The organism is Methylocystis borbori (assembly GCF_036576025.1).
In the GTDB taxonomy this organism is placed as follows: domain Bacteria; phylum Pseudomonadota; class Alphaproteobacteria; order Rhizobiales; family Beijerinckiaceae; genus Methylocystis; species Methylocystis borbori.
In genome coordinates this window covers 1-25261 of the sequence record NZ_JAZHYN010000015.1, presented here as the reverse complement: position 1 = coordinate 25261, position 25261 = coordinate 1, and the positions used below count along the sequence as shown (strand labels likewise).

The 25261-nt window shown below is 64.2% G+C and carries 29 protein-coding genes and 1 tRNA gene; 16 read left to right on the top strand and 14 right to left on the bottom strand.

What is annotated here, in order from left to right; translation table 11 throughout:
- Positions 1-220: 220 nt before the first annotated feature.
- Both V3H18_RS06985 and V3H18_RS06980 read right to left on the bottom strand, forming a co-directional pair.
- Positions 221-826 (bottom strand): hypothetical protein, encoded by a 606-nt coding sequence (locus tag V3H18_RS06985; protein ID WP_332081266.1) that lies wholly within the window; start codon positions 824-826, stop codon positions 221-223.
- A gap of 253 nt (positions 827-1079) precedes the next feature.
- Positions 1080-1496 (bottom strand): DUF983 domain-containing protein, encoded by a 417-nt coding sequence (locus V3H18_RS06980; protein ID WP_332081265.1) that lies wholly within the window; start codon positions 1494-1496, stop codon positions 1080-1082.
- A 142-nt stretch (positions 1497-1638) separates the two neighbouring features.
- On the opposite strand from V3H18_RS06980, the gene V3H18_RS06975 reads away from it, so the two are divergent.
- Entirely contained in the window at positions 1639-3897 is a 2259-nt protein-coding gene (locus V3H18_RS06975) for a ComEC/Rec2 family competence protein (RefSeq protein ID WP_332081264.1), read from the top strand.
- A 6-nt stretch (positions 3898-3903) separates the two neighbouring features.
- On the opposite strand, the gene lexA is transcribed toward V3H18_RS06975, so the two are convergent.
- The gene (lexA, locus tag V3H18_RS06970) at positions 3904-4614 is read right to left on the bottom strand and encodes a transcriptional repressor LexA (RefSeq protein WP_332081263.1); all 711 of its coding nucleotides are present in this window, start codon (positions 4612-4614) and stop codon (positions 3904-3906) included.
- Positions 4615-4840: 226 nt separating this feature from the next.
- Here lexA and gltX point away from each other — a divergent pair, with 226 nt between their 5' ends.
- Positions 4841-6265 carry a glutamate--tRNA ligase gene (gltX, locus tag V3H18_RS06965; RefSeq protein ID WP_332081261.1) on the top strand — a complete coding sequence of 475 codons (1425 nt, stop codon included), beginning with the start codon at positions 4841-4843 and terminating at the stop codon, positions 6263-6265.
- A gap of 269 nt (positions 6266-6534) precedes the next feature.
- A complete protein-coding gene (gene gltA / locus V3H18_RS06960; RefSeq protein ID WP_332081260.1) occupies positions 6535-7821 on the top strand; it encodes a citrate synthase in 1287 nt (428 codons plus the stop codon).
- Between the two features lie 4 nt (positions 7822-7825).
- On the opposite strand, the gene V3H18_RS06955 is transcribed toward gltA, so the two are convergent.
- On the bottom strand, positions 7826-8308 hold the full coding sequence (locus tag V3H18_RS06955) for an SRPBCC family protein (RefSeq protein ID WP_332081259.1): 483 nt from the start codon (positions 8306-8308) through the stop codon (positions 7826-7828).
- Positions 8309-8442: 134 nt separating this feature from the next.
- On the opposite strand from V3H18_RS06955, the gene V3H18_RS06950 reads away from it, so the two are divergent.
- Entirely contained in the window at positions 8443-9939 is a 1497-nt protein-coding gene (locus V3H18_RS06950; protein ID WP_332081258.1) for a YcjX family GTP-binding protein, read from the top strand.
- Between the two features lie 63 nt (positions 9940-10002).
- Complete coding sequence (locus V3H18_RS06945; protein WP_332081257.1) at positions 10003-10221, top strand: dodecin; 219 nt, start codon at positions 10003-10005, stop codon at positions 10219-10221.
- A gap of 48 nt (positions 10222-10269) precedes the next feature.
- On the opposite strand, the gene V3H18_RS06940 is transcribed toward V3H18_RS06945, so the two are convergent.
- Complete coding sequence (locus V3H18_RS06940; protein WP_332081255.1) at positions 10270-10665, bottom strand: hypothetical protein; 396 nt, start codon at positions 10663-10665, stop codon at positions 10270-10272.
- Positions 10666-10930: 265 nt separating this feature from the next.
- Between V3H18_RS06940 and rplS the strand changes: the two genes are divergently transcribed.
- The gene (rplS, locus tag V3H18_RS06935) at positions 10931-11314 is read left to right on the top strand and encodes a 50S ribosomal protein L19 (RefSeq protein WP_332081254.1); all 384 of its coding nucleotides are present in this window, start codon (positions 10931-10933) and stop codon (positions 11312-11314) included.
- Positions 11315-11377: 63 nt separating this feature from the next.
- Here the strand turns inward: rplS and V3H18_RS06930 are convergent, their stop codons facing one another.
- Both V3H18_RS06930 and V3H18_RS06925 read right to left on the bottom strand, forming a co-directional pair.
- Positions 11378-11791 (bottom strand): VOC family protein, encoded by a 414-nt coding sequence (locus V3H18_RS06930; RefSeq protein WP_332081253.1) that lies wholly within the window; start codon positions 11789-11791, stop codon positions 11378-11380.
- A complete protein-coding gene (locus tag V3H18_RS06925; protein ID WP_332081252.1) occupies positions 11788-12795 on the bottom strand; it encodes a small ribosomal subunit Rsm22 family protein in 1008 nt (335 codons plus the stop codon). Before V3H18_RS06925 ends, V3H18_RS06930 begins: the two co-directional genes overlap by 4 nt.
- A 113-nt stretch (positions 12796-12908) precedes the next feature.
- Between V3H18_RS06925 and leuC the strand changes: the two genes are divergently transcribed.
- On the top strand, positions 12909-14336 hold the full coding sequence (leuC, locus tag V3H18_RS06920; protein WP_332081251.1) for a 3-isopropylmalate dehydratase large subunit: 1428 nt from the start codon (positions 12909-12911) through the stop codon (positions 14334-14336).
- A complete protein-coding gene (locus V3H18_RS06915) occupies positions 14333-14758 on the top strand; it encodes a metallopeptidase family protein (RefSeq protein WP_332081250.1) in 426 nt (141 codons plus the stop codon). The genes leuC and V3H18_RS06915 overlap by 4 nt, the downstream gene beginning before the upstream one ends.
- Positions 14759-14767: 9 nt before the next feature.
- On the opposite strand, the gene V3H18_RS06910 is transcribed toward V3H18_RS06915, so the two are convergent.
- Genes V3H18_RS06910 through V3H18_RS06900 form a run of 3 tightly spaced genes read right to left on the bottom strand, consistent with a single transcriptional unit; the run spans position 14768 to position 16180 of the window.
- Entirely contained in the window at positions 14768-15235 is a 468-nt protein-coding gene (locus V3H18_RS06910) for a peroxiredoxin family protein (protein ID WP_332081249.1), read from the bottom strand.
- A 22-nt stretch (positions 15236-15257) separates the two neighbouring features.
- Positions 15258-15713, bottom strand: a complete 456-nt coding sequence (locus V3H18_RS06905; protein ID WP_332081248.1) for a DUF6691 family protein — start codon at positions 15711-15713, stop codon at positions 15258-15260.
- Between the two features lie 2 nt (positions 15714-15715).
- On the bottom strand, positions 15716-16180 hold the full coding sequence (locus tag V3H18_RS06900; RefSeq protein WP_332081247.1) for a YeeE/YedE family protein: 465 nt from the start codon (positions 16178-16180) through the stop codon (positions 15716-15718).
- Between the two features lie 144 nt (positions 16181-16324).
- Here V3H18_RS06900 and V3H18_RS06895 point away from each other — a divergent pair, with 144 nt between their 5' ends.
- Together V3H18_RS06895 and V3H18_RS06890 are read left to right on the top strand one after the other, a co-directional pair.
- Positions 16325-16582: a type II toxin-antitoxin system Phd/YefM family antitoxin gene (locus V3H18_RS06895; RefSeq protein ID WP_332081246.1), complete on the top strand. Its 258-nt coding sequence runs from the start codon at positions 16325-16327 to the stop codon at positions 16580-16582.
- Positions 16579-16962 carry a type II toxin-antitoxin system VapC family toxin gene (locus V3H18_RS06890; protein ID WP_332081245.1) on the top strand — a complete coding sequence of 128 codons (384 nt, stop codon included), beginning with the start codon at positions 16579-16581 and terminating at the stop codon, positions 16960-16962. The genes V3H18_RS06895 and V3H18_RS06890 overlap by 4 nt, the downstream gene beginning before the upstream one ends.
- Before the next feature lie 271 nt (positions 16963-17233).
- Here V3H18_RS06890 and V3H18_RS06885 read toward each other — a convergent pair whose 3' ends face one another.
- Positions 17234-17395, bottom strand: coding sequence for a hypothetical protein (locus V3H18_RS06885; protein WP_332081244.1), 162 nt, complete (start codon positions 17393-17395; stop codon positions 17234-17236).
- 173 nt (positions 17396-17568) lie between these two features.
- Here V3H18_RS06885 and V3H18_RS06880 point away from each other — a divergent pair, with 173 nt between their 5' ends.
- Positions 17569-18546, top strand: a complete 978-nt coding sequence (locus V3H18_RS06880; RefSeq protein WP_332081243.1) for a sialate O-acetylesterase — start codon at positions 17569-17571, stop codon at positions 18544-18546.
- A gap of 154 nt (positions 18547-18700) precedes the next feature.
- Here V3H18_RS06880 and V3H18_RS06875 read toward each other — a convergent pair.
- The 3 genes from V3H18_RS06875 to V3H18_RS06865 all read right to left on the bottom strand — a co-directional run bounded on the left by V3H18_RS06875 (position 18701) and on the right by V3H18_RS06865 (position 20173).
- Positions 18701-18776 (bottom strand) — tRNA-Asn (locus V3H18_RS06875).
- Between the two features lie 130 nt (positions 18777-18906).
- Positions 18907-19815, bottom strand: a complete 909-nt coding sequence (locus tag V3H18_RS06870; RefSeq protein ID WP_332081242.1) for a sugar kinase — start codon at positions 19813-19815, stop codon at positions 18907-18909.
- Between the two features lie 25 nt (positions 19816-19840).
- Positions 19841-20173, bottom strand: a complete 333-nt coding sequence (locus V3H18_RS06865) for a HesB/IscA family protein (protein ID WP_332081240.1) — start codon at positions 20171-20173, stop codon at positions 19841-19843.
- Between the two features lie 146 nt (positions 20174-20319).
- Between V3H18_RS06865 and dgt the strand changes: the two genes are divergently transcribed.
- The 5 genes from dgt to V3H18_RS06840 all read left to right on the top strand — a co-directional run.
- Positions 20320-21681: a dGTP triphosphohydrolase gene (dgt, locus tag V3H18_RS06860; protein ID WP_332081297.1), complete on the top strand. Its 1362-nt coding sequence runs from the start codon at positions 20320-20322 to the stop codon at positions 21679-21681.
- Between the two features lie 43 nt (positions 21682-21724).
- Positions 21725-21991 carry a type II toxin-antitoxin system HicA family toxin gene (locus V3H18_RS06855; RefSeq protein WP_332081239.1) on the top strand — a complete coding sequence of 89 codons (267 nt, stop codon included), beginning with the start codon at positions 21725-21727 and terminating at the stop codon, positions 21989-21991.
- Between the two features lie 4 nt (positions 21992-21995).
- Positions 21996-22322 (top strand): type II toxin-antitoxin system HicB family antitoxin, encoded by a 327-nt coding sequence (locus tag V3H18_RS06850; RefSeq protein ID WP_332081238.1) that lies wholly within the window; start codon positions 21996-21998, stop codon positions 22320-22322.
- Between the two features lie 87 nt (positions 22323-22409).
- On the top strand, positions 22410-24191 hold the full coding sequence (argS, locus tag V3H18_RS06845; protein WP_332081237.1) for an arginine--tRNA ligase: 1782 nt from the start codon (positions 22410-22412) through the stop codon (positions 24189-24191).
- Between the two features lie 84 nt (positions 24192-24275).
- Positions 24276-25261: SPOR domain-containing protein (locus V3H18_RS06840; RefSeq protein ID WP_332081236.1), on the top strand; the 986-nt coding region annotated here is incomplete at its 3' end.

Here is a 25261-nt window from a genome sequence, read left to right as displayed (position 1 = left end):
CCGTGCAAGGCCAAAGCTAAACGATGCGATGTCGGGCTAAGCGCTTGGCGAGAACGCCCAGCGCTTTTTTGTTTCCCTGGTCGGCGGCAAAGTTCAAATTTACCGCGGGCCTAACGCTCCCGTTTGCGGCAATGCGTCGCCTTAGTCGAAGTCAGGCGACGCCGTTTCAGCGCTGGAAGCTGTCCATCGAAGACGACCGCACCGCCGATGTCAGCTTCTCTTATTTTATTGTTTCACTCGAATCCCTGGCCGTCACCGGATTGTACCAAGTCACCGGATGCTGCTTGCAGACTTCATTGTTCAATTGGCCAGCCTGAGTGAGGAAAGCGGTCGCGGCCGGAACTTTTGTTCCTCCGAAAGACTCGCCCATCGGACAATGGCACGTCGCGAGCGGCACGCCGTTCGGGGCGGAGCCCGCAATGTCACAGAGAAAGCTGAAGCAGTTCGAGATGGTCTCGCCGGCGTTCAGTTTTGCCGAACACCATTGCGGAGGCGCGAAAGCCTCGCGGCCCGATTTCGCCCAGTTATTTATTTCCTGCGGTATTTCCAACTGGGGAGAATAGAGCGACCAAATTTTTTGTGAGTCCGGCGGCGAACAGGAGCCTTGCATATTGCCGGCGTTAACATCGGCGATGGCGTCGCCATTGAGGATCGGACAGGTGCAATTCACCTCCGCAAAGGACGCCCAGCCGCTCGACGTCCTGACGTTGATCTGATTGCCCGTCGGAGAGCAGGTGGCGGCGGCGCAGAGCGCGTAAGCGCCCTTGCAGATGGTCAAGTTGCCGCCGAGCTTGTCCGCATCCAACGCAAGAGCGGCGCCCGCCATCGCCGCGAAAGCGCTCAAGCCCAATAGGATGCCAATACCGTATCGTTTCAGGGAAAGGGAGGAGTGGCGTTTGTGCGACTGTGCCCATCCGCGCATAATAAGTTCCTTTCAAAAAAAGATAATTTCAAACATTAATTCCATAACACCGGAACGCCGCAGCGGCAATGCGGCGTGGATCGTCCCGATTTTCCAGGACCTTCAGCGCTCTTTGAAGGCGTCCGGCAGCTCGTCATCGGCCCCGCCGGAGATTTCGCTATGAGCCCGGCTTTTTCGCCAGCAGCCAGAGCGCCGCGATGAAGAAACCCTTCGCGAGTGGGAGCAACAGCAGGGCGAGCGCGATCGTGACCGGCAGGACGATCGCCATTTCGACGGCGTAGGAGAAACGCCCGCTGCTCTCCAAGATGAAAAGAAGCGGCACGACGGTGATGGTCACGGCGCCGACCGTCAGCCATGCCGGGCCATCGTCCGCATCGAGGCCTTTGAAGCTCTCCTGGCAATGCTCGCAAAAGTCGCGCGGCTGGAGGTAGCTCGCGAACAGACTGCCGACGCCGCAGTTGGGGCATTTTCGCGTCAGTCCCCGAAACAGGCGCGCGCCTGTCGACGTATCGCTCTTCACTGGCGCCAACCCGCTCTCGGCGATCGCCGCCGCAACGGGCGCGGCGATCAACATAGGATCCTATTCCCGTAGTTTCTTGTCGCGGGATAGGCAACCATCGCGCGGCGAAGCGCGATCCTCGGATGCGGCCGGGGCGAGACAGCGCCCGCGATCGGCTGTAAGCTCTTCCTTGCATTTAAGCGGGGCCGGCCATTTCTTGAACGACATTTCGCGCACGGCTGAGAGCGAAGAGAGCGGCCGTCGTCTCGCGCCGGGCCTCTTTCATTTGCATTTGCGAGGCGCGATTCTCGCGCTGCGCGCCTCTTTCGAGCAAGAGCAGGCGCTGCGCCGGCCCTTTCTATGGCTGACGGTCGCGGCGGGCGCTGGGGTCGCGCTTTATTTCGCCGCCGAGCGTGAGCCGCCGCTCGCGCTTTGTTTAGGCGCGCTCGGCGTCGCCGCGCTTCTCGCCGTCCTCACGCGCGGCCACGCCCGCGCCCAAGCGCTCTTTCTCGCGCTCGCCTTTATCGCGGCGGGCTTCGCCTCGGGCGCCTGGCGCGCGGCGCGCGTCGCCGCGCCGATCGTTCCACGAGTCGGAATCGGCGAATTGACGGGCTTCGTCGAGGAGGTCGATCTGCGCCGCGCCGGGGCGCGATTCATTTTGCGCGTCGCGAGCGCCGAAGGCCTTCCCGGCGACGTTACGCCGGCGCGGGTGCGGCTCACGACGCGAAGCGATCCGTATTTCCAGGCCGGCGATTTCATCGCCCTGAAGGCGCGGCTGATGCCGCCCGCGCGCGCGGCGCTCCCCGGCGGCTACGATTTCGCCCGCGACGCTTTTTTTGCCCGGATCGGCGCGGTCGGCAATGCGCTTGGGCGAATCCAGACCATGGCGCCGCCGGAGCCCGCTTCCCCGTCGCTGCGCTTCTTCGCGGCCGTCGACCGCATCCGCAATGCGCTCGCCTTGCGAGTCTATCGCATCATCGACGGCGACGCCGGCGCCATCGCCGCCGCCATGGTCACGGGCAAGCGCGACCTCTTGTCGGAGGACGCCAAGAATCTTATCCGCCGCGCCGGCATCTTCCACATCATCACCATATCGGGCGTTCAGATGACGCTCGTCGCGGGGATTTTCTTCGTCGGCTTTCGCCGCCTGCTCGCCATGTCGCAGACGCTTGCGCTGAATTACCCGATCAAGAAATGGGCGGCGGGCCTCGCGATCCTTGGCGCCATTCTCTACGACATCGGCACCGGCTCGCGCGTCGGCACGGAGCGCGCGCTGGCGATGACGCTGATCATGCTCGCCGCCGTCCTTTTCGATCGGCCATCGCTCTCCATGCGCAATCTCGCGCTTGCGGCGCTATTCGTCATCGCCTTCGAGCCCGAGGCGCTGCTTGGCGCGAGCTTTCAACTTTCCTTCGCCGCCGTCGCGGCGCTGATCGCCGTTTATGAGTGGCGGAGCGATCAGCTTGCGCGCCAGCGCGTCGAGGAGACCGCGCCGCGCGGGCGTTTCGCCGCCTTGCGCGAAAACATCGCCGAGCGCCTGCTGCACGGGCCGGGCGCGGCGATTTTCGCGACGCTCTGCGCGACATCGGCGACGGCGTCATTCATGGCGAACGACTTCCACGAGCTCAGTCCCTATGTGCTGATCGGCAATCCGCTGACGCTGGCGATCATCGAATTTTTCGCCGTGCCTTGCGCGCTGATCGGCGCGGCGCTCTATCCCTTCGGACTCGACGGCTTTGTCTGGCGTTACCTCAAAATGGGCATCGATCTCGTGACCTATCTCGCAGGGCTGATCGCGAGCGCGCCGGGCGCGAGCCTCCCCGTCAAAGCCTTCGCCCCCTGGGCGATTGTCTTTCTCGCGCTCGCCGTTCTCTCGCTCGTGCTGTGGCGGACATGGGCGTTTCGCGCCACGGCGATTCCGCTCGCGCTTATCGGCCTGATGGGCGCCATGGGCGGCGCGTCTTTCGATCTCGCCGTTCCGGCGACGGGCGAGGCGGCGGCGCTGCGCCAGCCTTCCGGCGAGCTCGCGCTCATGGGGCAAAGGCCCGGCGCCTTCGCCGCCGAGCAATGGCTGCGGGCCGACGCCGACGCCCGCGCGGCGGGCGACGCGAAAAGCGGCGTCTCCTGCGACGATCTCGGCTGCGTCGGCCGCGCCTTTGACGGGCGCCTCGTCGCCCTCGTTTCCGCGCGCGGCGCCTTTCTGGAGGATTGCGCGCGCGCCAGCGTCATCGTCACGCCGCTTTACGCGCCGGACGGCTGCGCCGCGGCGATCGTCATCGACCGAAGGAAGCTCGCTGAGACAGGGGCGGTGACGCTGCGCTTCAAGGACGGCGGCGCCGAGTGGACGACGGCGCGCGGAATCGACGAGGATCGGCCCTGGTCGCCGGCGCCGCGCCTGCGGCGCGCGCCGCCGAAGGACGTGTCCGAGCAAGAGCGCGCGGCGGAAGACGCCCGCCTCATGGAGCCGCTTCAGTGAGGCGGATTAATATTTCCGCAGGAGGCTGACGAGCTTGCCCTGGATGCGCACGCGGTCGGGACCGAAGATGCGCGTCTCATAGGCCGGGTTCGCGGCTTCGAGCGCAATCGAGGCGCCACGCTTGCGCAGGCGCTTCAATGTCGCTTCCTCCTCGTCGATCAGCGCGACGACGATATCGCCGGTGTCGGCGTTGTCCTGTTTCTTGATGACGACGGTGTCGCCGTCGAGAATGCCGGCCTCGATCATCGAATCGCCGCGCACTTCGAGCGCGAAATGCTCGCCATTCGCCAAAAGGTCGGGCGGGAGGCTGATCGTATGGCTGCGGTTCTGGATCGCCGAGATCGGCGTGCCGGCGGCGATCCGCCCCATGACCGGGATCGCGACCTGCTGGTCGCTCTCGTCTTCGTGCCGCTCGTGCAGCGGCCGGACGCGGCCGAGATTGCCCTCGATCACGGAAGGCGCGAATTTGCCGGAGCGCCCGCCGGCGCTGCGCGGCGTCGCCGATTCCGGCAGGCGCAGCACTTCGAGCGCCCGGGCGCGATTGGGCAGGCGGCGGATGAAGCCGCGTTCCTCGAGAGCGAGGATCAGGCGATGAATGCCGGATTTGGAGCGCAGATCGAGCGCGTCCTTCATTTCGTCGAAGGAGGGCGGCACGCCGGACTCCTTCAGGCGCTCATGAATGAATCGCAGCAAATCGCTTTGCTTTTTTGTCAGCATCGATGCATCGCCCCTAAAGCCGCGCAGGGGGTAAAAGCGCAGCCAGAGTCTCTTTTGAATTGAGACTATAAACAAATCATGAACAGACGATAGACGTTCTCTCTGCGTTCCGCAAGGTCCATGTTCACGCTTTGGTTGAGGCGGACCTGCGCGCGCTCCTATTCGCTCGGCTCCGCCCATGCTAGAGGGGCCGCTTCGCGCATCTTTAAGGATATTTGCGGCGCTCATGTCACAGGTCGTCACCCGCTTCGCCCCGTCGCCCACGGGCTTTCTCCATATCGGCGGCGCGCGCACCGCGCTCTTCAACTGGCTCTACGCCAGAAAACACGGCGGGCGTTTCCTGCTGCGCATCGAGGACACCGACCGCGAGCGCTCCACGCAAGCGGCGATCGACGCCATCATCGACGGCATGAGATGGCTCGGGCTCGATTGGGACGGCGACATCGTCTACCAGTCGGCCCGCGCCGCGCGCCATGCCGAGGTCGCGCAGGAGCTGCTCGCCAAGGGCAGGGCCTATCGCTGCTACGCCACCGCGCAGGAGCTCGAGGAGATGCGCGAGAAGGCCAAGGCCGAGAAGCGCCCCTGGCGCTATGACGGCCGCTGGCGCGATCGCGATCCTTCGGACGCCCCCGCCGGCGCGCCCTTTGTGGTGCGCATCAAGGCGCCGCAGGAGGGCGAGACCGTGATCGACGACGCCGTGCAGGGGCGCGTCGTTTTCCAGAACAAGGATCTCGACGATTTCATCCTGCTGCGTTCGGACGGCGCGCCGACCTATATGCTCGCCGTCGTCGTCGACGATCACGATATGGGCGTGACGCAGATCATTCGCGGCGACGATCATCTCACCAACGCCGCGCGCCAGAAGCATATTTATGAGGCGCTGGGCTGGGAGACGCCGGCCTTCGCCCATATTCCCCTCATCCATGGGGCGGACGGCGCGAAACTCTCGAAGCGCCATGGCGCGCTCGGCGTCGACGCCTACCGCGCCATGGGCTATCTGCCGGCGGCGCTGCGCAATTATCTCCTGCGCCTTGGCTGGTCGCAGGGCGACAAGGAGTTTTTCACGCTGCCCGAGATGATCGACGCCTTCGATCTTACGCAAGTGCATCGCTCGCCCGCGCGCTTCGATTTCGCCAAGCTCGAAAATATGAACGGGCACTATCTGCGCGACTCCAATGACGACGAACTTTTCGATCTTCTCGTCGCGACGCTTGCCTATCTCGAAGGCGGAGAAGCCATCGCGCAGGCGCTCGATGATAAAAAGCGCGCGCAACTGCTTGCCGCTTTGCCGGGATTGAAGGCGCGGGCGAAAACCTTGAACGAGCTTCTCGACGGCGCGGGCTTTCTTTTCGCCCAGCGGCCGCTCGCGCTCGACGCCAAGGCCGCGCAACTGCTCTCGCCCGACGCGCGCGCGCGGCTCGCGACGCTCGTCGAGAAACTCACGGCGCTGCCGGAATGGACCGCGGCGACGACGGAAGGCGCCGTGCGCGAACTTTCCGTCGCGCTTGGCGTCAAGCTCGGCGATGTCGCCCAGCCCTTGCGCGCGGCGCTCACCGGGCGCGCGACCTCTCCCGGCATTTTCGACGTGCTCGAAATATTGGGGCGCGACGAAAGCCTTGCGCGCATTTCCGATCAGGCGGCGCGGGCTTAGGCCGCGTCTCCCTCTTCGCCGCATGGAAATTCCACAAAGCGAAATATGCGCGTCGCCTCTCGCGTCGCCCTCGCGCGGCGCGTCGCTTGACAGACCTTGCCATTGATATAGTTTTTGCACCGCACAATCTGAACGTTTCCACTACGTCGAACGTGCGAATGAAGCGGCGAGTTCGCGATTGCGACGCAATTCCTGCGTAGCGTTCGCGCGCGTCATGACGCGGTCCCGTTCGTCGCGGGCGCGGGGGCGCTTGAGAGGGGTGCGCGCATATGCCGGAGAAGAACGGCCTCTTCACGATCGGCGACAAAACGGTCAACCTGCCGATCAAGGACGGCACGCTGGGCCCGTCGGTTGCGGATATCCGCAATCTCTACGCGGAAACCGGCATGTTCACTTTCGATCCCGGTTTCTCTGCGACCGCCTCGTGTGAATCGAAGATCACCTTTATCGATGGCGAAGAGGGCGTTCTTCTCTATCGCGGCTATCCGATCGAACAGCTCGCCGAGCACGGCGATTTTCTCGAAACTTGCTATCTGCTTCTCTATGGTGAATTGCCCTCGGCCGCGGAGAAGGCGAATTTCGACTATCGCATAACGCGCCACACCATGGTGCATGAGCAGATGGCGCGCTTCTTCCAGGGCTTCCGCCGCGACGCGCATCCAATGGCGGTGATGGTCGCCTCCGTCGGCGCGCTCTCGGCCTTCTATCACGACTCGACGAATATCGCCGATCCGACCCAGCGCATGGTCGCCTCGACCCGTATGATCGCGAAAATTCCGACGCTCGCAGCGATGGCCTATAAATATTCGGTCGGCCAGCCCTTCGTTTATCCGAAAAACGACCTCGACTATACGTCGAACTTCCTGCGCATGTGCTTCGCCGTGCCGTGCGAGGAATATAAGGTCAATCCGGTGCTCTCGCGCGCGCTCGACCGCATCTTCATCCTGCATGCGGACCATGAGCAGAACGCATCGACCTCGACGGTGCGCCTGTCGGGTTCGTCCGGCGCCAATCCCTTCGCCTGCATCGCGGCGGGCATCGCCTCGCTCTGGGGGCCGGCGCACGGCGGCGCGAATGAAGCCGTGCTGAAAATGCTCTCCGAGATCGGCACGACCGAGCGCATTCCGCAGTTCATCGCCCGCGCCAAGGACAAGAACGATCCCTTCCGGCTGATGGGCTTTGGCCATCGCGTCTATAAGAATTACGATCCGCGCGCCAAGATCATGCAGCGCACGACGCGCGAGGTGCTCGACGAACTCGGCGTCAAGGACGATCTCCTGGACGTGGCGCTGGAATTGGAGCGCATCGCCCTCTCCGACGATTATTTCATCGAGAAGAAGCTCTATCCCAATATCGACTTCTATTCGGGCATCACGCTCAAGGCGATGAATTTCCCTGTCGCCATGTTCACCGTGCTGTTCGCGGTGGCGCGCACCGTAGGCTGGATCGCGCAGTGGAAGGAGATGATCGAAGACCAGGGGTCGCGCATCGGCCGTCCGCGCCAGCTTTATACGGGCGAGAAGCAGCGCGACTATGTGCCGATGTCGAAGCGGTGAGCAGTTACGCCGCCATGCGGCGCGCTTCGATATATTTCCGCAAGCCCCGTTCGCCGCGCGGCGTCGTCCAATAGTGATTGAGGGCGAAAAGCGGCCGCAGCAGCGGCGCGAGAAAGCGCATGCCTGGGCGGTCGATCTTGACCTCGAACAGCAGCGCGACATGCGCGTCTTGGCCGCATTGCGTCAGCGCCGCGCTCCAGGCGCCGTCGAGATCGCCGTACGTGCGCACCGCCACCTTGCGCGGCCGCTCAAGCTCCGTCGCCTCGACGATGAAACCGAGGACGAAGGGTAGAAAGCCGCGCACTTTCACGCGCAGCTTCGCGCCGACTTCCGGCGCGTCGCCGGGCGTCAGCCGCTCGGCTTTAAGATAGACGCCTGTCCACCACAGCGGCAGCAATTCGCCGCGCGCCAGCACGTCATAGACTTCTTCCACGCTCGCGCCGGGAATCTCCCAGCTTTCGTCAAACCTGAAGACATGCGACGCCATAACGGTCTCCATCCGTAAATTCCGCTGATATAACGCGTCAGGCGGACGCCCGGATGCGCGCGCCGTGCAATTTCATCGCCTTTGGCTTAGATGGGCGTCATCGCAATTCTATCGGTCGATCGACGGGAGCGCCCTTGTCGCAAATCTCCGACCTTCTGTTTGAAAGCCGCGTCGTCGCCGAGAGCGTCGCCGATTATCTCGCGGGCGGCCGGCTGCGGCTCGGGGTCACGGGATTGTCGCGTTCCGGCAAGACCGTCTTCATCACCGCGCTCGTGCATCATCTGACGCGCGCGCTCGCCGGCGACGCCGCGAAGAAGACGCATCTTCCGGTGTTCCGCGCCTTCGCGGAAGGGCGGATCGCCGCCGCGCATCTCGATCCGCAGCCGGATTACGGCGTGCCGCGCTTCGCCTATGAGGAGCATCTTGCGGCGCTGACGGGAGCGGATCGCCACTGGCCGCAATCGACGAAGCGCATCTCCGAGCTGCGCGTCTCGCTCGAATATCGGGCGAAAGGCTGGTCGCTGCGCAGGAGTCTGGGGCAGGGCCCGACTCGGCTCGACATCGACATTGTCGATTATCCCGGCGAATGGCTGCTCGATTTGCCGCTTCTCGAAAAATCCTATGCGCAATGGTCGCGCGAGACGCTGGAGGCGGCGGGCGTCGCGGCGCGCGCGATGATCGCGAGCGAGTGGCGGGGCCTCACCGCGCAGGCGGACGTCAAAGCGCGCTATCAAGAGGAAACCGCCAAAAAGCTCGCCCAGGCTTTCACCGATTATCTGCGCGCCGCGCGCTCCGACCGTTTCGCGCTTTCGGCGCTCCCGCCAGGGCGCTTCCTGATGCCCGGCGACCTCGAAGGATCGCCCGCGCTCACTTTCGCGCCGCTCTCCGTCGAAGAAGGCGAGGATCTTCCCTATCGCAGCCTCGGGCGCGAGATGGAGCGGCGCTACGAGGCCTATAAGGCGCAGGTCGTCAAACCCTTCTTTCGCGACCATTTCGCGCGGCTCGATCGGCAGATCGTGCTCGTCGACGCGCTCGCCGCCTTGAATTCCGGCCCCGAGGCGGTGCGCGACCTGGAAACGGCGCTCACGGGCGTGCTGACGGCGTTTCGCACCGGCCGCGCCAGCCTGTTCTCGACGATCTTCCGGCCGAAAATCGACCGCATCCTCTTCGCGGCGACGAAAGCGGACCATCTGCATCACACGAGCCACGACAGGCTCGAAGCGATCCTGCGCCATCTGACCGCGCGCGCCATCGCGCGGGCAGAGGGCGTCGGCGCCAAAATCGATGTGATCGCGCTCGCCGCCGTTCGCGCCACCCGCGAGGCGATGGTGCGTCACGAGGGCGAGAGTCTGTCGGCGATCGTCGGCACGCCCGTCGCCGGCGAGCGCATCGGCGACGAGATTTTCGACGGCGAGGCGGAAGGCGCCATTTTTCCGGGCGAACTGCCGGCCGACCCGCGCAATGTCTTTCGCGGCGAGGCGCTCGCCGTCTCCGAGGAAGAGGCGGAGTTTCGCTTTCTCAAATTCCGCCCGCCTGTCGCCGCGCTCGGCCGCGAAGGGTCATTGTCGCCATTGCCGCATATCCGGCTTGACCGGGCGATGGAGTTCCTGTTCGGCGATCGTTTGACCTGATCGTCGTGACGCCCGCCGATGCCGCCCTACCTATCGGGAGCATTGATTTCAAAGGAGCGTCAGATGGAAGGACATGTTTACAAAATCGTTGAGCTTGTCGGCTCGTCGCCCGACAGCGTCGAAGACGCCATCGGCGCCGCCATCAAACGCGCCGGCGAAACGGTGCGGCGTCTCAGATGGTTCGAAGTGGTGCAGATTCGCGGCGCCGTGGATAAGGGCGCCGTCGCCGATTATCAGGTGGTGTTGAAGGTCGGCTTTACGCTTGATCGCGAAAACGAATAGGCGCGCGAGGGAAGGGGAGGCGCGAGCGCGCCTCCGCTTCGTGAGACTTTACGAAAAGAACCGCCCGCCATCGGCTGGCCCCGATCGCGCGGCAGGGAGCGACCAGAAACGCGCCCCGACGTTGATCAGCTTCTGGGTTTCGGAGAAGACGCGGCGCGCGTCTTCGGTGGCCAGCTCGATATGTTTGGCCGTCCAGTCCTGCAACACTGACGCGCTTTCCGACAAAGAGCGCGACGCCGTCAGCTTGGTCGCGAGTTCTCCCGTCAAGGCCGCCTCCTGCTGAAGGCGCGCCAGCCAGAGACGGTTCGTGTCCTGGAGGCGGTCCAAAATCTCGGTTCCCGCCTCGGCCAAGTCGTCGAGAGGCGGCTTGCCTTCGCTTATACGATCGGTCGCGCGCCTCTCCGTCTCGGCGCCGTCGCCGAGCCGCTCTTCCTGTTGGGTCATGTCGCGTTCCTCCTGCGAGTTGGAAAACGCCAGCGCCCCATCTGAGTATAGCGCGAGAGCCAAGAAAATCCGTTGACGCCCGTCAATTTCTATCGGCGATCTTCAATGCGCGGCGTTCAGCGCGCGCCGGCCCGCGCGTAAGGCTCGACAAAAGCGCCCGCTTCGGCTATTGGGGCGGCTTCAACTAAAACAGCGTCCCGAAACGCTCGTCGGCCCCACGGGCCAGCCTCCTGAGGCCAGGACGAAACGGCTGGAGTTTACGGTTATGAACATTATCGCGCAGCTTGAGGCCGAACAGGCCGCCAAGCTCATCGAAGGCAAGAAAATCCCCGAATTTCGCGCGGGCGACACGGTCGTCGTCAACGTCAAGGTCAAGGAAGGCGAGCGCAGCCGCATCCAGGCCTATGAGGGCGTCGTGATCTCCCGTCAGGGCGGCGGGCTAAACGAGAGCTTCACCGTCCGCAAGATTTCCTATGGCGAGGGCGTCGAGCGCGTCTTCCCGCTCCATGGGCCGCTGATCGACTCGGTCAAGCTCGTCCGCCGCGGCAAGGTGCGCCGCGCCAAGCTCTATTATCTGCGCGACCGTCGCGGCAAATCCGCCCGCATCGCCGAGCGCATCGACACCAAGCCGAAGGCTCCCGCCGAGTAACGACGGTCCCGCGCTATTTTCGCCGCCCGGCGCCGCAAGGCTCCGGGCGGTTTTGCGTTTCGCTCACTTCTCCAGCGGCGCGTTCAAAATCCAGCGATGGCCGAAGGGATCGCGCAGCGAGGCGTAGCGCGTGCCCCAGAAGGAATTGGTCGGCTGAGTCTCGATCTTGGCGCCGAGCTTGGCGGCGCGGGCGCAAATGTCGTCGACGTCCTGCGCCTTGTCATATTCGAGGCTGACCGACATGGTCGAATGTTCGCCCGGCATGGGGACGCGAGTCTGGCCGAATTCGGGAAAGGCGTCCGCCAGCATGACCGAGCCGTCATTGATGAGCAATTCGCAATGGGCGATGCGCAGGCCGTCGACGGAGGGCATCAAGGCGCGCTGCTTGGCGCCGAAGGCGCCGGTGTAAAAAGCGATCGCCGCGGCGGCGGGACTGACGGTCAGATAGGGCGATACTCTGGGTCGTTGGCGGTTCATAAATTTTCCTCCGCCGGGGCTTCCAGCGGATCGCCCCAGTCCTTTCTATGCATTCGTTCGTAGCGCGCCTTTTCGCGCTTGGGAATGAATGTCTCGCACAATGCTTTATTCGTGCAGAGCTTAAGCGAAATTCCGGCTTTATTGACCCGCGCCGGCGCGATGACGCGCACGGGGGCGGGCGCGCCGCCCTCGCGCAAGAGAGCAAGATAGGCGAATTTCTCGTCCTCGAAGGGCGCATCGGCGCCTTTCAGCAGCCTGTGGGCGCGCCGACGCGGCAGCCGCACCGAGAAATGGCACCAGTCGGGCGCCCGCATGGGACAGGGCGCCCCATGCGGGCAGGGGGCGACGACCGTCGCGCCAAGGCTGATCAGCCGGTCGCGGAGGGCGAGCAGCCGCGCATGGTCGCGCGGCGTGCCCGGCTCGACGATGACGAGCGCGCCGCTCGCCCGCGCCCAGAGCGAATCGACGACGGCGGGCAGGGCGCTTTCCGCGATTTCGGTGAGGGCGTAGGCCGCGACGATGAGGTCGTAGGGGGCGTCGCTTGGGGCCGGCAGGCGGAGGAGGTCGGCTTCGACCGTTTGGGCTTCCAGGAGTGGCGCGTCGCCGTTTTCCGCCAGGAGCGCCCTTGCGAGCGCCAGAAAGGCGGCGTTGCGGTCGAGCAGCGTCACGGCGGCAAGGCCCGGCCAGACCTCGCGCGCCGCATAGGCGGCCGCGCCAAGGCCGCAGCCGGCGTCCAAAAGGCGCCTCGGCGCGAAGCCCGGCTGTTCTTCCGCAAGGCGTCCCAAAACCGCGCTTATGGCGGCGTAGGTGGCTGGCATCCGCGTCAGGGCGTAGGCCAGCGCGTCGCCCTCGTCGCGGATCGCTTCGCGCGTTGACCTGCGGGCGCGATAATTGTCCGAGAGGCGTCGGGCGCTTTCCCGCAGCGCCGCCTGCGGGCGTCCTTCGAGCCGCGCTTCTATGGCCCGCGCGAGCGGAAGCGGAAGAGCCGGCGGCGGCCGGCTCACCACGAACTCCCGGACGAGCGGCGGCGCGAACTCTCTTCCATGGGGCTTGCGTTACGGGTAGAAGACTTCCAATTCAAGGGTCGTTCTAAACGGCGAGAGGAAAACGCAAAGATATGTCATCCAACGCAGCGCCGCGCACGCTCTACGACAAAATCTGGGACGATCATGTCGTCGATCGCCAGGACGACGGCGCTTGCCTCCTCTATATCGACCGCCATCTCGTGCATGAGGTGACGAGCCCGCAGGCTTTCGAGGGCCTGCGCATGTCGGGCCGCAAGGTGCGTGCGCCGCAAAAGACGCTCGCCGTCGTCGATCACAATGTGCCGACCACCGACCGTTCGTTGCCGATCGAAGATCCGGAGAGCAAGGCGCAGGTCGATCAGCTTGCGATCAACGCGAAGGAATTCGGCGTCGAATATTTCAATGAGCACGACAAGCGTCAGGGCGTGGTGCATATCATCGGGCCGGAGCAGGGCTTCACTTTGCCGGGCATGACGATCGTCTGCGGCGACAGCCATACCTCCACACATGGCGCTTTCGGCGCGCTCGCGCATGGCATCGGCACGTCGGAAGTCGAGCATGTGCTCGCGACGCAGACGCTGATCCAGAAGAAAGCCGCCAATATGCTGGTGCAGGTCGACGGCAAGCTTGCCGACGGCGCCACCGCCAAGGACATCATCCTCGCCATCATCGGCGAGATCGGCACGGCCGGCGGCACGGGGCATGTGATCGAATATGCCGGCGAGGCCATTCGCGACCTTTCCATGGAAGGGCGCATGACGGTCTGCAACATGTCGATCGAGGGCGGCGCGCGCGCCGGTCTCGTGGCGCCCGACGAAAAGACCTTCGCCTATCTCAAGGACCGTCCCAAGGGGCCGAAGGGCGCCGTCTTCGACGAGGCGCTGCGCTACTGGGAGACGCTCTTTTCCGACGAAGGCGCAAAATTCGACAAGGTGATCCGCCTCGACGCCGCCAGTCTGCCGCCGCTCGTCACCTGGGGCACGAGCCCCGAGGACGTCGCGCGCATCGACGGCCTGGTCCCGACGCCCGACAGCGCCAAGACGCCGCAAAAGCGCGCGGCGATCGAACGCGCGCTCGACTATATGGGCCTTAAGGGGGGCGAGCGGGTAAGCGACATTGAGATCGACCGGGTCTTCATCGGCTCCTGCACCAATGGCCGCATCGAGGATCTGCGCGCGGCCGCGAAAATAGCTGCGGGAAAGCGCGTCAACGCGCGCGTCAACGCCATGGTCGTGCCGGGCTCCGGCCTCGTGAAGGAACAGGCCGAGGCGGAAGGATTGGATAAAATCTTTCTCGCCGCCGGCTTCGAATGGCGCGAGCCCGGCTGCTCCATGTGCCTTGCGATGAATCCCGACCGACTGGCGCCGGGAGAGCGCTGCGCCTCGACCTCGAACCGCAATTTCGAAGGGCGTCAGGGCTTCAAGGGCCGCACCCATCTCGTTTCGCCGGCGATGGCGGCGGCGGCGGCGATCGCCGGCCGCTTCGTCGACGTGCGGAACTGGGATCGTTCGAGCGCGTGAGCCGCGCGCCGCTCGATCATCCTCTGTCGGCGCAGCGCGCGCCGACCCTCGCCGACATTGAGGCGCTCGCCGACGCGGCCTATGCCGCGCTGCCGCAACGATTCACAAGGCTGTGCGAGGGGCTCGTCATCCGCGTCGAGGATTTTCCCGACGACGAGACGCTCGACGCCATGGACTGCGAGACGGAATTCGACCTCCTCGGCCTCTTTCGCGGGCGCGGCCTCACTCACGGCGCGCATCTCGCCGAAACCGGCGAACAGCCGAATATGATCTGGCTCTATCGCCGGCCGATCATCGACTATTGGGCGGATAGCGAGGATACGCTCGAAACGATCGTCACGCATGTGCTCGTGCATGAGATCGGCCACCACTTCGGCCTGACCGACGCCGATATGGAAGAGATCGAACGCCGCGCCGAATAGGCGGCTTCGTCACGGCGGCGTCGGCTCGGAGAGCAGCGTCGCGATCACCGCCCCGAGCGCCATGTCGTCCTCTTGTCCGAAGCCGTGATGGCGAATGGCGCCGTCGCGTCCGATGAGGATCGCCGTCGGCGTGCCGCGCATCCGGTAGCGGGCCATGGTGACGGGGATGGGGCCATTCTCGCCGGGCTGATCGACGCCGATGGGAAAGCTCAGCTGATATTCGTGAATGAAGGCTTCGAGCGACACGGGCGTCATGGCGGCGTGATGCTCGAAGACGGTGTGGAGGCCGATCACCGCGAGATCGGAATTTTGAAAGAGCTCATGCGCCTTCTTCGCCTGCGGCGTTCCATGCGCGACGCATCCCGGACAAAGCATTTGGAAGGCGTGCAGGAAGACGACGCGGCCGCGCAACGCCGCCAGCGCGATCGGCGCGGGCGTATTGAACCATTGCGTCACCGCGAGCTCCGGCGCTTCCAATGCAGTTCTCCCTATAAATTTCTCAGCTGTCCTGCTCGACGGCGGCGGGCGCCGATGCGCGCTTCAATAGCGGTCCCATCCTCTCGATCGCCATGCCAAGGACCATCGCGACAAAAAAGACGACAGCCTTTGGGTCCAGAAAGGCGAGATTGACGGTGGCGGGGCCGGGGCACACGCCGGAGAGGCCCCAGCCGACGCCGAATATCGCCGCGCCGACGACGAGCCGGGCGTCGACGCGGCCCGCGGCCGGCTGCTGGATTGGCTCGCCGATGAAGCTGATCCGCCGCCCCGCCGCGAGGCGGAAGGCGAGGGTTGCAACGCCAATGGCGCCAATCATCACAAAGGCGAGCGAGGGGTCCCACAGCCCGGCTATGTCGAGAAAGCCTTGCACTTTGCTCGGCAGATTCATGCCGGAGACGACGAGGCCGACGCCAAAGATCAGGCCGATAAGGAAGGAGAGCGGGATTCGCGTCTTCATCGTCAACCGATCACATGGCGCACGACGAAGACGGTCGCGATCGCGACGGACATGAATGTCACTGTCGCGACAACCGAGCGAAGCGAGAAGCGCGAAAGGCCGCAGACGCCATGGCCGCTGGTGCAGCCGCCGCCAAGACGCGCGCCGAAGCCGACAAGAAGCCCCGCAAGCGCGAGCAGCGGATAGCCCGCGGTAAATTCGGGCGGGGCGGGCGCTCGGAAAAGGCTCGCGAAGAGGGGCGCGGCGACAAGGCCAAGCGCAAAGGCAAGCCGCCAGCCTGTCTCTTCGCGCCTGAATGGAATTATGCCGGCGAGAATGCCGCTGACGCCGGCGATGCGCCCGAGCAGAAGAATCATCAAGCCGGCGGCGAGGCCGATCTCGGCGCCGCCGATAAGCGCGGCGCCGGGCGAAAAATGCGTCCAGTCGATCTGCATCCAAATCCTCTCGTCGCGCCCCCGCGCGATCATTTTGCCTTCGCCCACGCAATGCAACGGCTTTCTCGGCCGCGCGACAGTGTGGCGCGATCATGAGTTATGTGGCGTTCAAATGGACCAGATAATAGTCTAAATATCGGAAAGGGCGCGTCTTCAACAACCCGGATGGGAGCTGCCATGCGTGTGTCCGTGACCGAGGCCAAGGGGCAATTGACGGAGTTGGTTCGGCGCGCCGAGGCGGGGGACGAGGTCATTCTGACCCGCCATGGCCACGCCGTCGCGCGCCTCGCGCCGGTGACGCCGACTCCGGACAGGAGATCCCGTCGGGCGCTGATCGAGGCGGTGCGGGCCTCCGCCGCGGCAAAGGCCGCCCCTGGACCGAGCGCCGCGCGCAGCCAGGATTTTCTCTACGGCGATGACGGCCTGCCCGGATGATCGCGGTCGATACTTCCGCGCTGATGGCGATCGTGCTCGGCGAGCCGGACGCCGACGCCTGCGTCAGCGTGCTGGAAGCCGAAGACGATCTCCTCATCTCCGCTGGCACGGTGGCGGAGGCGTTGATCGTTGCTGCTCGACGCAATGTCGGCGAGGAGATGGCGCGTCTGATCGAGGGGCTCGGCTTCGAGATCATCAGCGTGACGCCCGCCTCGGCGCGGCGCATCGCGCAGGCCTATGAACGATGGGGGAAAGGCGCGCATCCGGCGGCGCTGAATTTCGGCGACTGCTTCGCCTATGAGGCGGCGAAGGAGCACGGATGCCGGCTGCTCTATGTGGGCGACGATTTCAAGAAGACTGACCTCGAAAGCGCGCTTTGAGCGTCGGCGCTCCGATCAAGAGGAAGTCCCGGCTCAAGCTCGGAGTTCAAGATTCAAGTGGACGGTGGCGAACGCCGCGTTGACTGTGCGCATGGCGCGCTGATGGGATGCGTCTGAGGCGAGAGATCGCCTTGGACATGACGAGCGCCAAGTTTGAAGAAAGCTCTTTCCGCCGTTGCTTTCGCGCTGGCGCTCGCCGCTCGGCCGCAGCCGACGACCTGCAGGGGCCGTCGCCGCTCTGGACGGGCTTCTATGTCGGCCTGAACGCGGGCTATACATCGAGCGAGAGCCAGAATAGCCGGATTTCCGCCCTGCCGATCGTCAACCCTGTCCTCGTCGGCACGGGCGCCGCGACCATAGCGGAGATCGTGTCGAGCAGCGCCGCTCTTGGATCGACGGGGCTCTTCTTGCCCACGCGCTCGGACGGCTTCATCGGCGGCGGCGCGGCGCGAGATTGTGCGGCGCGCCGACGAGGCCCGCGAGGGCGCCAAGCTCCGCCCAGGAGAGAGAGGACAGGAGCCCAGAGACGCAAAAAGCCCCGCCGGCCGGGTCCGGGGGGGGCCGTCCAAAATCGACCAAGATTCAGCGAGAGAACTAGGCGCGAAGATGGATGACGAAATGTTCGCGCGAGAGAAGACGAGAAGGTTCGAGGGGCTTAAGGGCGCCGCGAGAAAGCTGCCATCTATAATAGCGGTTTCAATCGCTGCTTATGTCTTGGGTGGATATAGCTTTAAAAACGACCTGCCGCCGGCGCCATACATCCGCTCTCTAGAACAATGGATTAGCTCTAAGGCATATGCATATGACGAATTCGGGCGGTTAACTGCATATTCTGGCAAAATTGAACTCAGTTGTCCGATGCAAGACGACAAAACGGGAGTAATATTTGCTTTTGGCCAATCAAACTCGGCAAATCACGGCGAAAAATATACGGCGCTGGCCAATTATCGTAACATATTGAATTATTTCGATGGCAAGTGTTATGATGCGCTTCCGCCGTTACTGGGAGCGTCGGGGGATAGAGGGAGCTTTTTACCTTTACTCGCTGACAAGCTAGTTGCCGCGGGAATATATGACAAAGTAGTTATCATATCTTCTGGTGTAGCTGGAACTAATATTGCGCGCTGGGGAAGCGGCGGCGATCTACATGGAATCGCGCGAGACGTAATACGGAATTTCGTCGGCAAGTACGATGTGACGGATATTATCTGGCATCAGGGTGAGTCTGATTATCTAGCGAACACATCTGTAGATGAGTATGAAAGCCAGTTCCGCAGTCTGCTTGATATGGTGCGTGAAAATACAATAAGAGCTCCGGCATATATCGGCATAGCAAGCAAATGTAATATGATGAGTTTTTTTGAAAAGCGGTGGCGATCGTCTAACTCGGTAACAGAGGCGCAGCAAAAGCTCGTTAAAAGTGGATTGGTCGTATTAGGAGCTGATACTGACCAATTGATTACAGACAATTTTAGACTACCGGATAAATGTCACTTTAATTTTTCTGGCGAGATGGCTACGGCAGACGCCTATGCAGAAGCGATAAAGTTGCATCATGGCGTAAAATCCATAGCCGTCGAGTGACCGCAGCGGCCCGTGTGCGCCGAAACGCAAAAGCCCACGCGCCTGGCGAAGCCGAATAGGAACGCCGATCGCGCCCAATCCCAACGGACATAAGGGAAAAGTTGCGCCAAACGAAACGCGCCGAAGCGCGGTGAAACGATGTGGAAAAAGCTGCTGGCTCCCCGAGTAGGACTCGAACCTACGACCTAGCGATTAACAGTCGCGTGCTCTACCAACTGAGCTATCGGGGAAAGCGAGGCCCGGCTATACAGGCGGGCGCGCGGTTTGCCAAGTCCCGCGTCATTCTTCCCGCGTCTCTTTCCGCTTTCCTTTCCCGCGCGCTCTTTCGCGTCGCCGACGGGCCGGCGCGGCTTCGCCGACTCAGGCGGGGCTCAGCGCCTCCGCCGGCGGAAAGGCCGCCATCGCCGCCGCCACGTCGTCCTGCGTCGGCAGGCCCGCCTCATTGCCGAGATGCTGGATCTTATGCGCGGAAGCCGCGCGGGCGAATTCGAAATGCTCCCGCCAGGGCGCGTCGGGCCGCTCCAGATAGGAGGCGCAATAAGCGCCATGGAACACGTCGCCTGCGCCCGAGGTGTCGACGATGATCTCGCGGGGCACGGAAAGCGACGGCAGGCGCGAAATCTCGCCGGTTTCGTCGTACCACAACATGCCTCGGTCGCCGCTCGTCACGCCGCCGATGCGGCAGCCCTTGGATTTGAGCCAGCCGAGCATATCGAGCTCGGAGAGCGACATCTGCTCGCAGAGCTTTTCGGCGACGATGGCGACGTCGACATAGCCGGTCACTTCCTCGATGCAGGGCCGCAGCGCCCCGCCGTCGAGCGAGACGAGCGCGCCGCTGGCCCGCGCCGCCTTGGCGTAATGGAGCGCGGCGTCGGCCATATGGCCGTCGAGATGGAGGAGCCGCGCCCGCGAAACGTCGAGGCGGGGAAAGCCCTGGAGATAATTGTCGTCGCGGGCGCGCAATATGGCGCGCTTGCCGTTATTCGGCAGGACGAAGGAGAGCGAAGAGCGCGCCACCTTGCGGGCATGCACATGCATCCCATAGGTCTGCGCCATATCGACGAACATATGCCCGAGCCAGTCGCCGGCGAGCGTCGTCAAGAGATCGACCGGATGGCCGAGCTTGGCGCAGGCGAAGGCGGCGGTGACCGCGTTGCCGCCAAAGCTCACGGCGTAATCGCGCGCGACCGCCTTCTCGTCGCCGATCGGCATGCGGTCTGTCCGCATGGTGACGTCGATATAGGCGTGGCCGATGAACAGCGCTTCCATCCGCCGCTCCCGTCAGTGGAGGTTGTTAGATGGCGAAGCTCGTTCCGCAGCCGCAGGAGGCGGTCGCGTTGGGATTTTCGACGCGGAAGGATTGACCCATGAGGTCGTCGACGAAATCGATGCGCGCGCCCGTCAGGAAGCCGAGCGACGTCGGGTCGATCGCGACCCGGGCGCCGCCCTGTTCGAGCAGCGCGTCCTCGACGCCGGCCGCGGGCTCGACAGCGAATTGATATTGAAAGCCCGAGCAGCCGCCGCCCTCGACCGAAACGCGAAACACGGCCCCCGGCGATTCATTGGAAAGAATCGCGTGAATGCGCTCAACCGCCTGTTCGGTGAGGGCGATGTCGCTGGCAGTCATCCGTTTCTCCCCATTTCGCCGCTTGCTTGCGCAAGTCCTTGCGGGACCTGCTTTGGGCTGCAACATAGGGCTTGAGCCCAACTCTTTCAACGAAAGGAGCGCAAGTGGCGGTTCGCTGGCCTCTCGCGCCATACGCCTGCGACGCGATGCGCTCGCGCGGGAGGCTCTATCCCGAATCGCCGTCGCCGACGCGCAGCGAGTTTCAACGCGACCGCGACCGCGTCATCCATTGCACCGCCTTCCGCCGGCTGGCGCATAAGACGCAAGTCTTCGTGCCGCTCGATGGCGACCATTTTCGCACAAGGCTCACCCACACCATAGAGGTCGGCCAGATCGCCCGCGCCCTCGCCCGCGCCCTGCGCGTTGATGAAGACCTCGCCGAGGCGGTCGCGCTCGCCCATGATCTCGGCCATACGCCTTTCGGCCATGCGGGGGAGGGGGCGCTGGAGGCTTGCATGGCCGCCTATGGCGGCTTCGACCACAACGCGCAGGCGCTGCGGGTGGTAACGCTGCTGGAGCGCCGCTACGCCAATTACGACGGCCTCGATCTGACCTGGGAGACGCTGGAGGGCATCGTCAAGCACAATGGGCCACTCTTGGGGCGCGAAGGCGCAGGCGGTCGCCATCCTCTCCCTCACACCGAGTGTCTGGCCCCTAATGCGAATCCTCATCCTGAGGAGCCGCGAAGCGGCGTCTCGAAGGATGCTCCAGAAACTGGATTCGCGGCGTTCCCACCCTTCGAGACGCGCCTTTCAGGCGCTCCTCAGGGTGAGGGAACAGATCATGAGTCACACTCCCCGGATGAGGAGCCAGCAGCCCGCCTCGGGCATGGCCGGCCGCTTTCACGTTACATCCTGGCGTTCGACGCGGTTTTTCCGCTGGAGCTTTCGAGCTTCGCCAGCCTCGAGGCGCAGACGGCGGCGCAGGCGGACGACATCGCCTATATCGGCCATGATATAGACGACGGCCTGCGCGCCGGCCTTTTCGCGCTTGAGGACATCGCGCAGGCGCCTTTCGTCGCGGGCCTGCTCGCGCGGATTGACGACGAGCATCCGGGCCTCGAACGTCCGCGCGTCATTCACGAACTCGTCCGCCGCGTCATCACCGCCTTTGTCGAAGACGCGATCGGCGAGTCGCTGCGCCGCCTCGCGCGCCTCGCGCCGCAAAGCGCCGATGACGTTCGCGCGGCGGGCGAGACCCTCGTGGGCCTTTCGCCGCCGATGGCCGACGCCGAGCGCGACATCAAGAGCTTCCTTTTCGACAATATGTATCGGCACGAGAAGGTCGCGGGCGTGTGGGATCGGGCGCGCGAGGCGATCTCGCTTCTCTTTCCCGCCTTTTTCGAGACGCCGGCGCTGATGCCGCCGGAATGGGCGGCGCAGGCCGCCGTGCTGCAAGGCGCCGAGCGCGCCATCGTCGTCGCCGACTATATCGCCGGCATGACGGATCGATACGCGCTGAATGAAGTTAAGCGGCTGAACGAGGCGCGCGCTGGAACCCGCAAGTGATATCATTTTATGATTGCATCTAATAGCAGGAAGCGATATTTCAATGGATCTGAACAGCGCGCATCGGCGCACCTTGGTCGTTTTTTCCTCTCCCGCGCCGACGACGCTGGAATGGCGCAAAATCGAAAGGCTGTTCCTCGCGATTGGATGTGAAGCGATCGAAGGGCGTGGTTCGCGCATCGGCTTCAAATTTGGCGCGGCGCGCGCCGATTTTCATCGGCCGCATCCGGGTAAGGAGGCCAAGCCGTATCAAGTCCGCGCGGCGCGCGAGTTTCTTGAACTGATCGGCGTTGCGCCGGAACCGGAATGATCTAATGAATCCGATGACCTATAAGGGCTACGCAGCGCGGATTGAATATAGCGAGGAGGACGAGGCTTTCATTGGCCGCGTCGCAGGCATTCGCGACATTGTGACCTTTCACGGCGCGTCCGTTGACGAAATCCGCGCCGCCTTTCATGAGGCGGTCGACTTCTATTTGTCGACTTGCGCCGAGCGCGGCGAGGCGCCGCAGAAACCCTATTCGGGGAAGCTCATGCTGCGCGTGCCGCCGGAACTGCATGCGCGCGCCGCCATGCGCGCGGAGGCCGCCGGCAAGAGCCTGAACGCTTGGGTGGCGGAGACATTGGCGAAAGCAGTGTGATCTTCCTTTCACGACGCGGTGCCCTTGGGATGCGTTTGAGCATCGGCTCTGCTAAACCGCGCCCAACCCCTTTCGCTTCGGACCCTCATGAACATTTTCGACGATTTTCACGCCCGCATCGCCGCCATTCTTGATGGCATCGCGGCCGACGGCAGGCTGCCCCACCTCGATCATGCGCGTTTCGTCGTCGAGCCGCCGAAGGAGGCGACGCTCGGCGATCTCGCGTCGAACGCCGCCATGGTCTTCGCCAAGGAGGCGAAACCCGCCTTTGCCAATCCCCGTGAACTGGCGGTCGAAATCTGCTACGCGCTGGCGCAAACGGAGAATGTCGCGAGCGCCGAGGTCGCCGGTCCGGGCTTCATCAATATCCGTTTGAAGCCCGAAATCTTCGCGCAGGTCCTCCGCGCGGCGTTGCTTGAGCCGGATCGTTTCGGACGCGTCGAAAAGGGTCGCGCCGGCGCCCTGCAGGGCAAAGTGAACGTCGAATATGTCTCGGCCAATCCTACCGGACCGATGCATGTCGGCCATGGCCGGGGCGCGGTCTTTGGCGACGCCCTCGCCAATCTTCTCGCCTTTTCCGGCTGCGAGGTGACGCGCGAATATTACGTCAACGACGCTGGCGCGCAGGTCGATGTCCTCGCCCGCTCCGCTTTTCTGCGGCACCGCGAGGCGCTGGGCGAAACAATCGCGATTCCCGAAGGGCTTTATCCTGGCGATTATCTGAAGCCCGTGGGCGAGGCGCTGGCAAAAGCTCACGGCGCGGCGCTCCTCGACAAGCCGGAAAGCGAATGGCTGCCGATCGTCAAAAACACCGCGATTGATGCGATGATGGCGATGATCCGCGAGGATCTCGCCGCGCTCGGCATCACGCATGAGACGTTCTTCTCCGAGCGGACGCTGCATGAGAAGAAAGACGGCGTCTCGGCGATCGACGCGGCGATCGATTGGCTGCGCGCGAAGGGCCTCGTCTATGAAGGCCGCCTGCCGCCGCCCAAGGGGCAATTGCCCGACGATTGGGAGGATCGCGAGCAGACGCTGTTCAAATCGACGCAATTTGGCGACGACGTCGACCGCGCCTTAAAGAAATCCGACGGCTCGCCGACCTATTTCGCCGCCGACATCGCCTATCACAAGGATAAGATCGACCGGGGCTTCGATACGCTCGTCGATGTCTGGGGGGCGGATCACGGCGGCTATGTCAAGCGCATGAGCGCGGCCGTCGCCGCGCTCTCGGATCGCAAGGTTGCGCTCGACGTGAAGCTCTGTCAGCTCGTGAAGCTGATGCGGGGCGGCGAGCCGGTAAAAATGTCGAAGCGCGCCGGCGATTTCGTCACGCTGCGGGAAGTCGTGGACGAGGTCGGCGTCGACGCCGTGCGCTTCATGATGCTCTATCGCAAGAATGACGCGCCGCTCGATTTCGATCTCGCCAAAGTGATCGAGCAATCCAAGGACAATCCGGTCTTTTACGTCCAATACGCGCATGCGCGGGGAAAATCGGCGCTGCGCCAGGCGCTCGCCGCCTTTCCCGATCTCGACCTTTCAGGCGAGAGCTTGGCCGGGGCGGACTTCAATTTGCTCCAGGATGAGGGCGAGCTTGCGCTCGCCAAGACGATCGCGCAATATCCGCGTGTCGTCGAAGCCGCCGCGGCGGCGCATGAGCCGCACCGCGTCGCCTTCTATCTGCATGAATTGGCGAGCGTGTTCCACGCCCATTGGAATCGCGGCAAGGACCACCCTCAATTACGCTTTGTTAATTCAAACGAGAGAGATTTAACCATCGTCCGGGTGGCGTTGGTGAACGCCTTAACGATCGTCCTGGCGTCGGGCCTGAGGCTCTTGGGCGTAAGCGCCCCGGACGAAATGCGCTGATGCGACGCCCGAGCGGCCACGGCCGGGCGAGGCGCGCCTTCCGATTCCTATGCGCCCCTTTGAGGTGAACGAGCGAGGTGCACGATGCGCGAGGATACTGTCAGGGGCCCTGCAATCGACCTGGGCGAATTCGAGCGGCGTCTGCGCGGCCCGGATAAAAGGCGCGTCGGCGACGACCCGTTGAGCGAACTCGCGCGGTTGATGGACAGCTATGAGACGGCGAACGCCGATCCCTATGGCCGCATCCTCGCCGAGCCCGAGGCGCCGGCGCGCGCGCCAGCGGTGGAATTGCGCGGCTCCTACGACGCCGCGCCGCCCGCGGCGGATGAGGCGCCTCACTATGAGGCGGCCCATTATGACCCCTCCCATTATCACGAACCCGCTTTCGACGCGGCCGCCGAGCCCGCCTATCCCGACGAGAGGGATTATTACCAGGCGCAGGCGGACGGCCGCTATGCGGAGGCGCCTGTCGAGGCGCCAGTGTATGATCCCGCCTATCACGGCGGCGCGGAGGGCGGCTGGACCGACGATTCGCAATATCTCGACTACGGCCAGTCGGAAGAAGAATATGAACAGGACGAACCGCGACGGTTCGGCGGCTGGCTGCGTCCCTGGCACGCGGTCGTGGCGATCTCGCTTATCGCCGTCGCGAGCATCGGCTTCGCCTTCTGGCATCGCAACGGCTCCGACGCCTCGCGCGAAATCGCCACCATCGTCGCGCCGGAAGGCCCGGTAAAGGTCAGGCCGACGACGGATGCGGGGACGAGCGCGCCCGACGCCGGAACGGCCGTGCTCGATCGCAAGGAGCCCACGCCAGTCAAGCAGGTCGTGGCTAATCAGGAACAGGCGGTCGATCCCACCGTCTCGCCCCGGGTGGTCCAACTCGGCAATGGTCCCGTCAACGCCCCGCATGAGGCCGCCCCCCCTTCCGCAGCGCAGCCGCGGCGCGTGAAGACGGTGACGGTGCGTCCCGACGGCAGCCCCGTCGAGAATGAGGCGCTGCCTCCCGCCGTCGCCAAGGCGACGCGGCCTCCGCCGGCGGCCGAGCCCGCGCCCGACGCGACGACCGG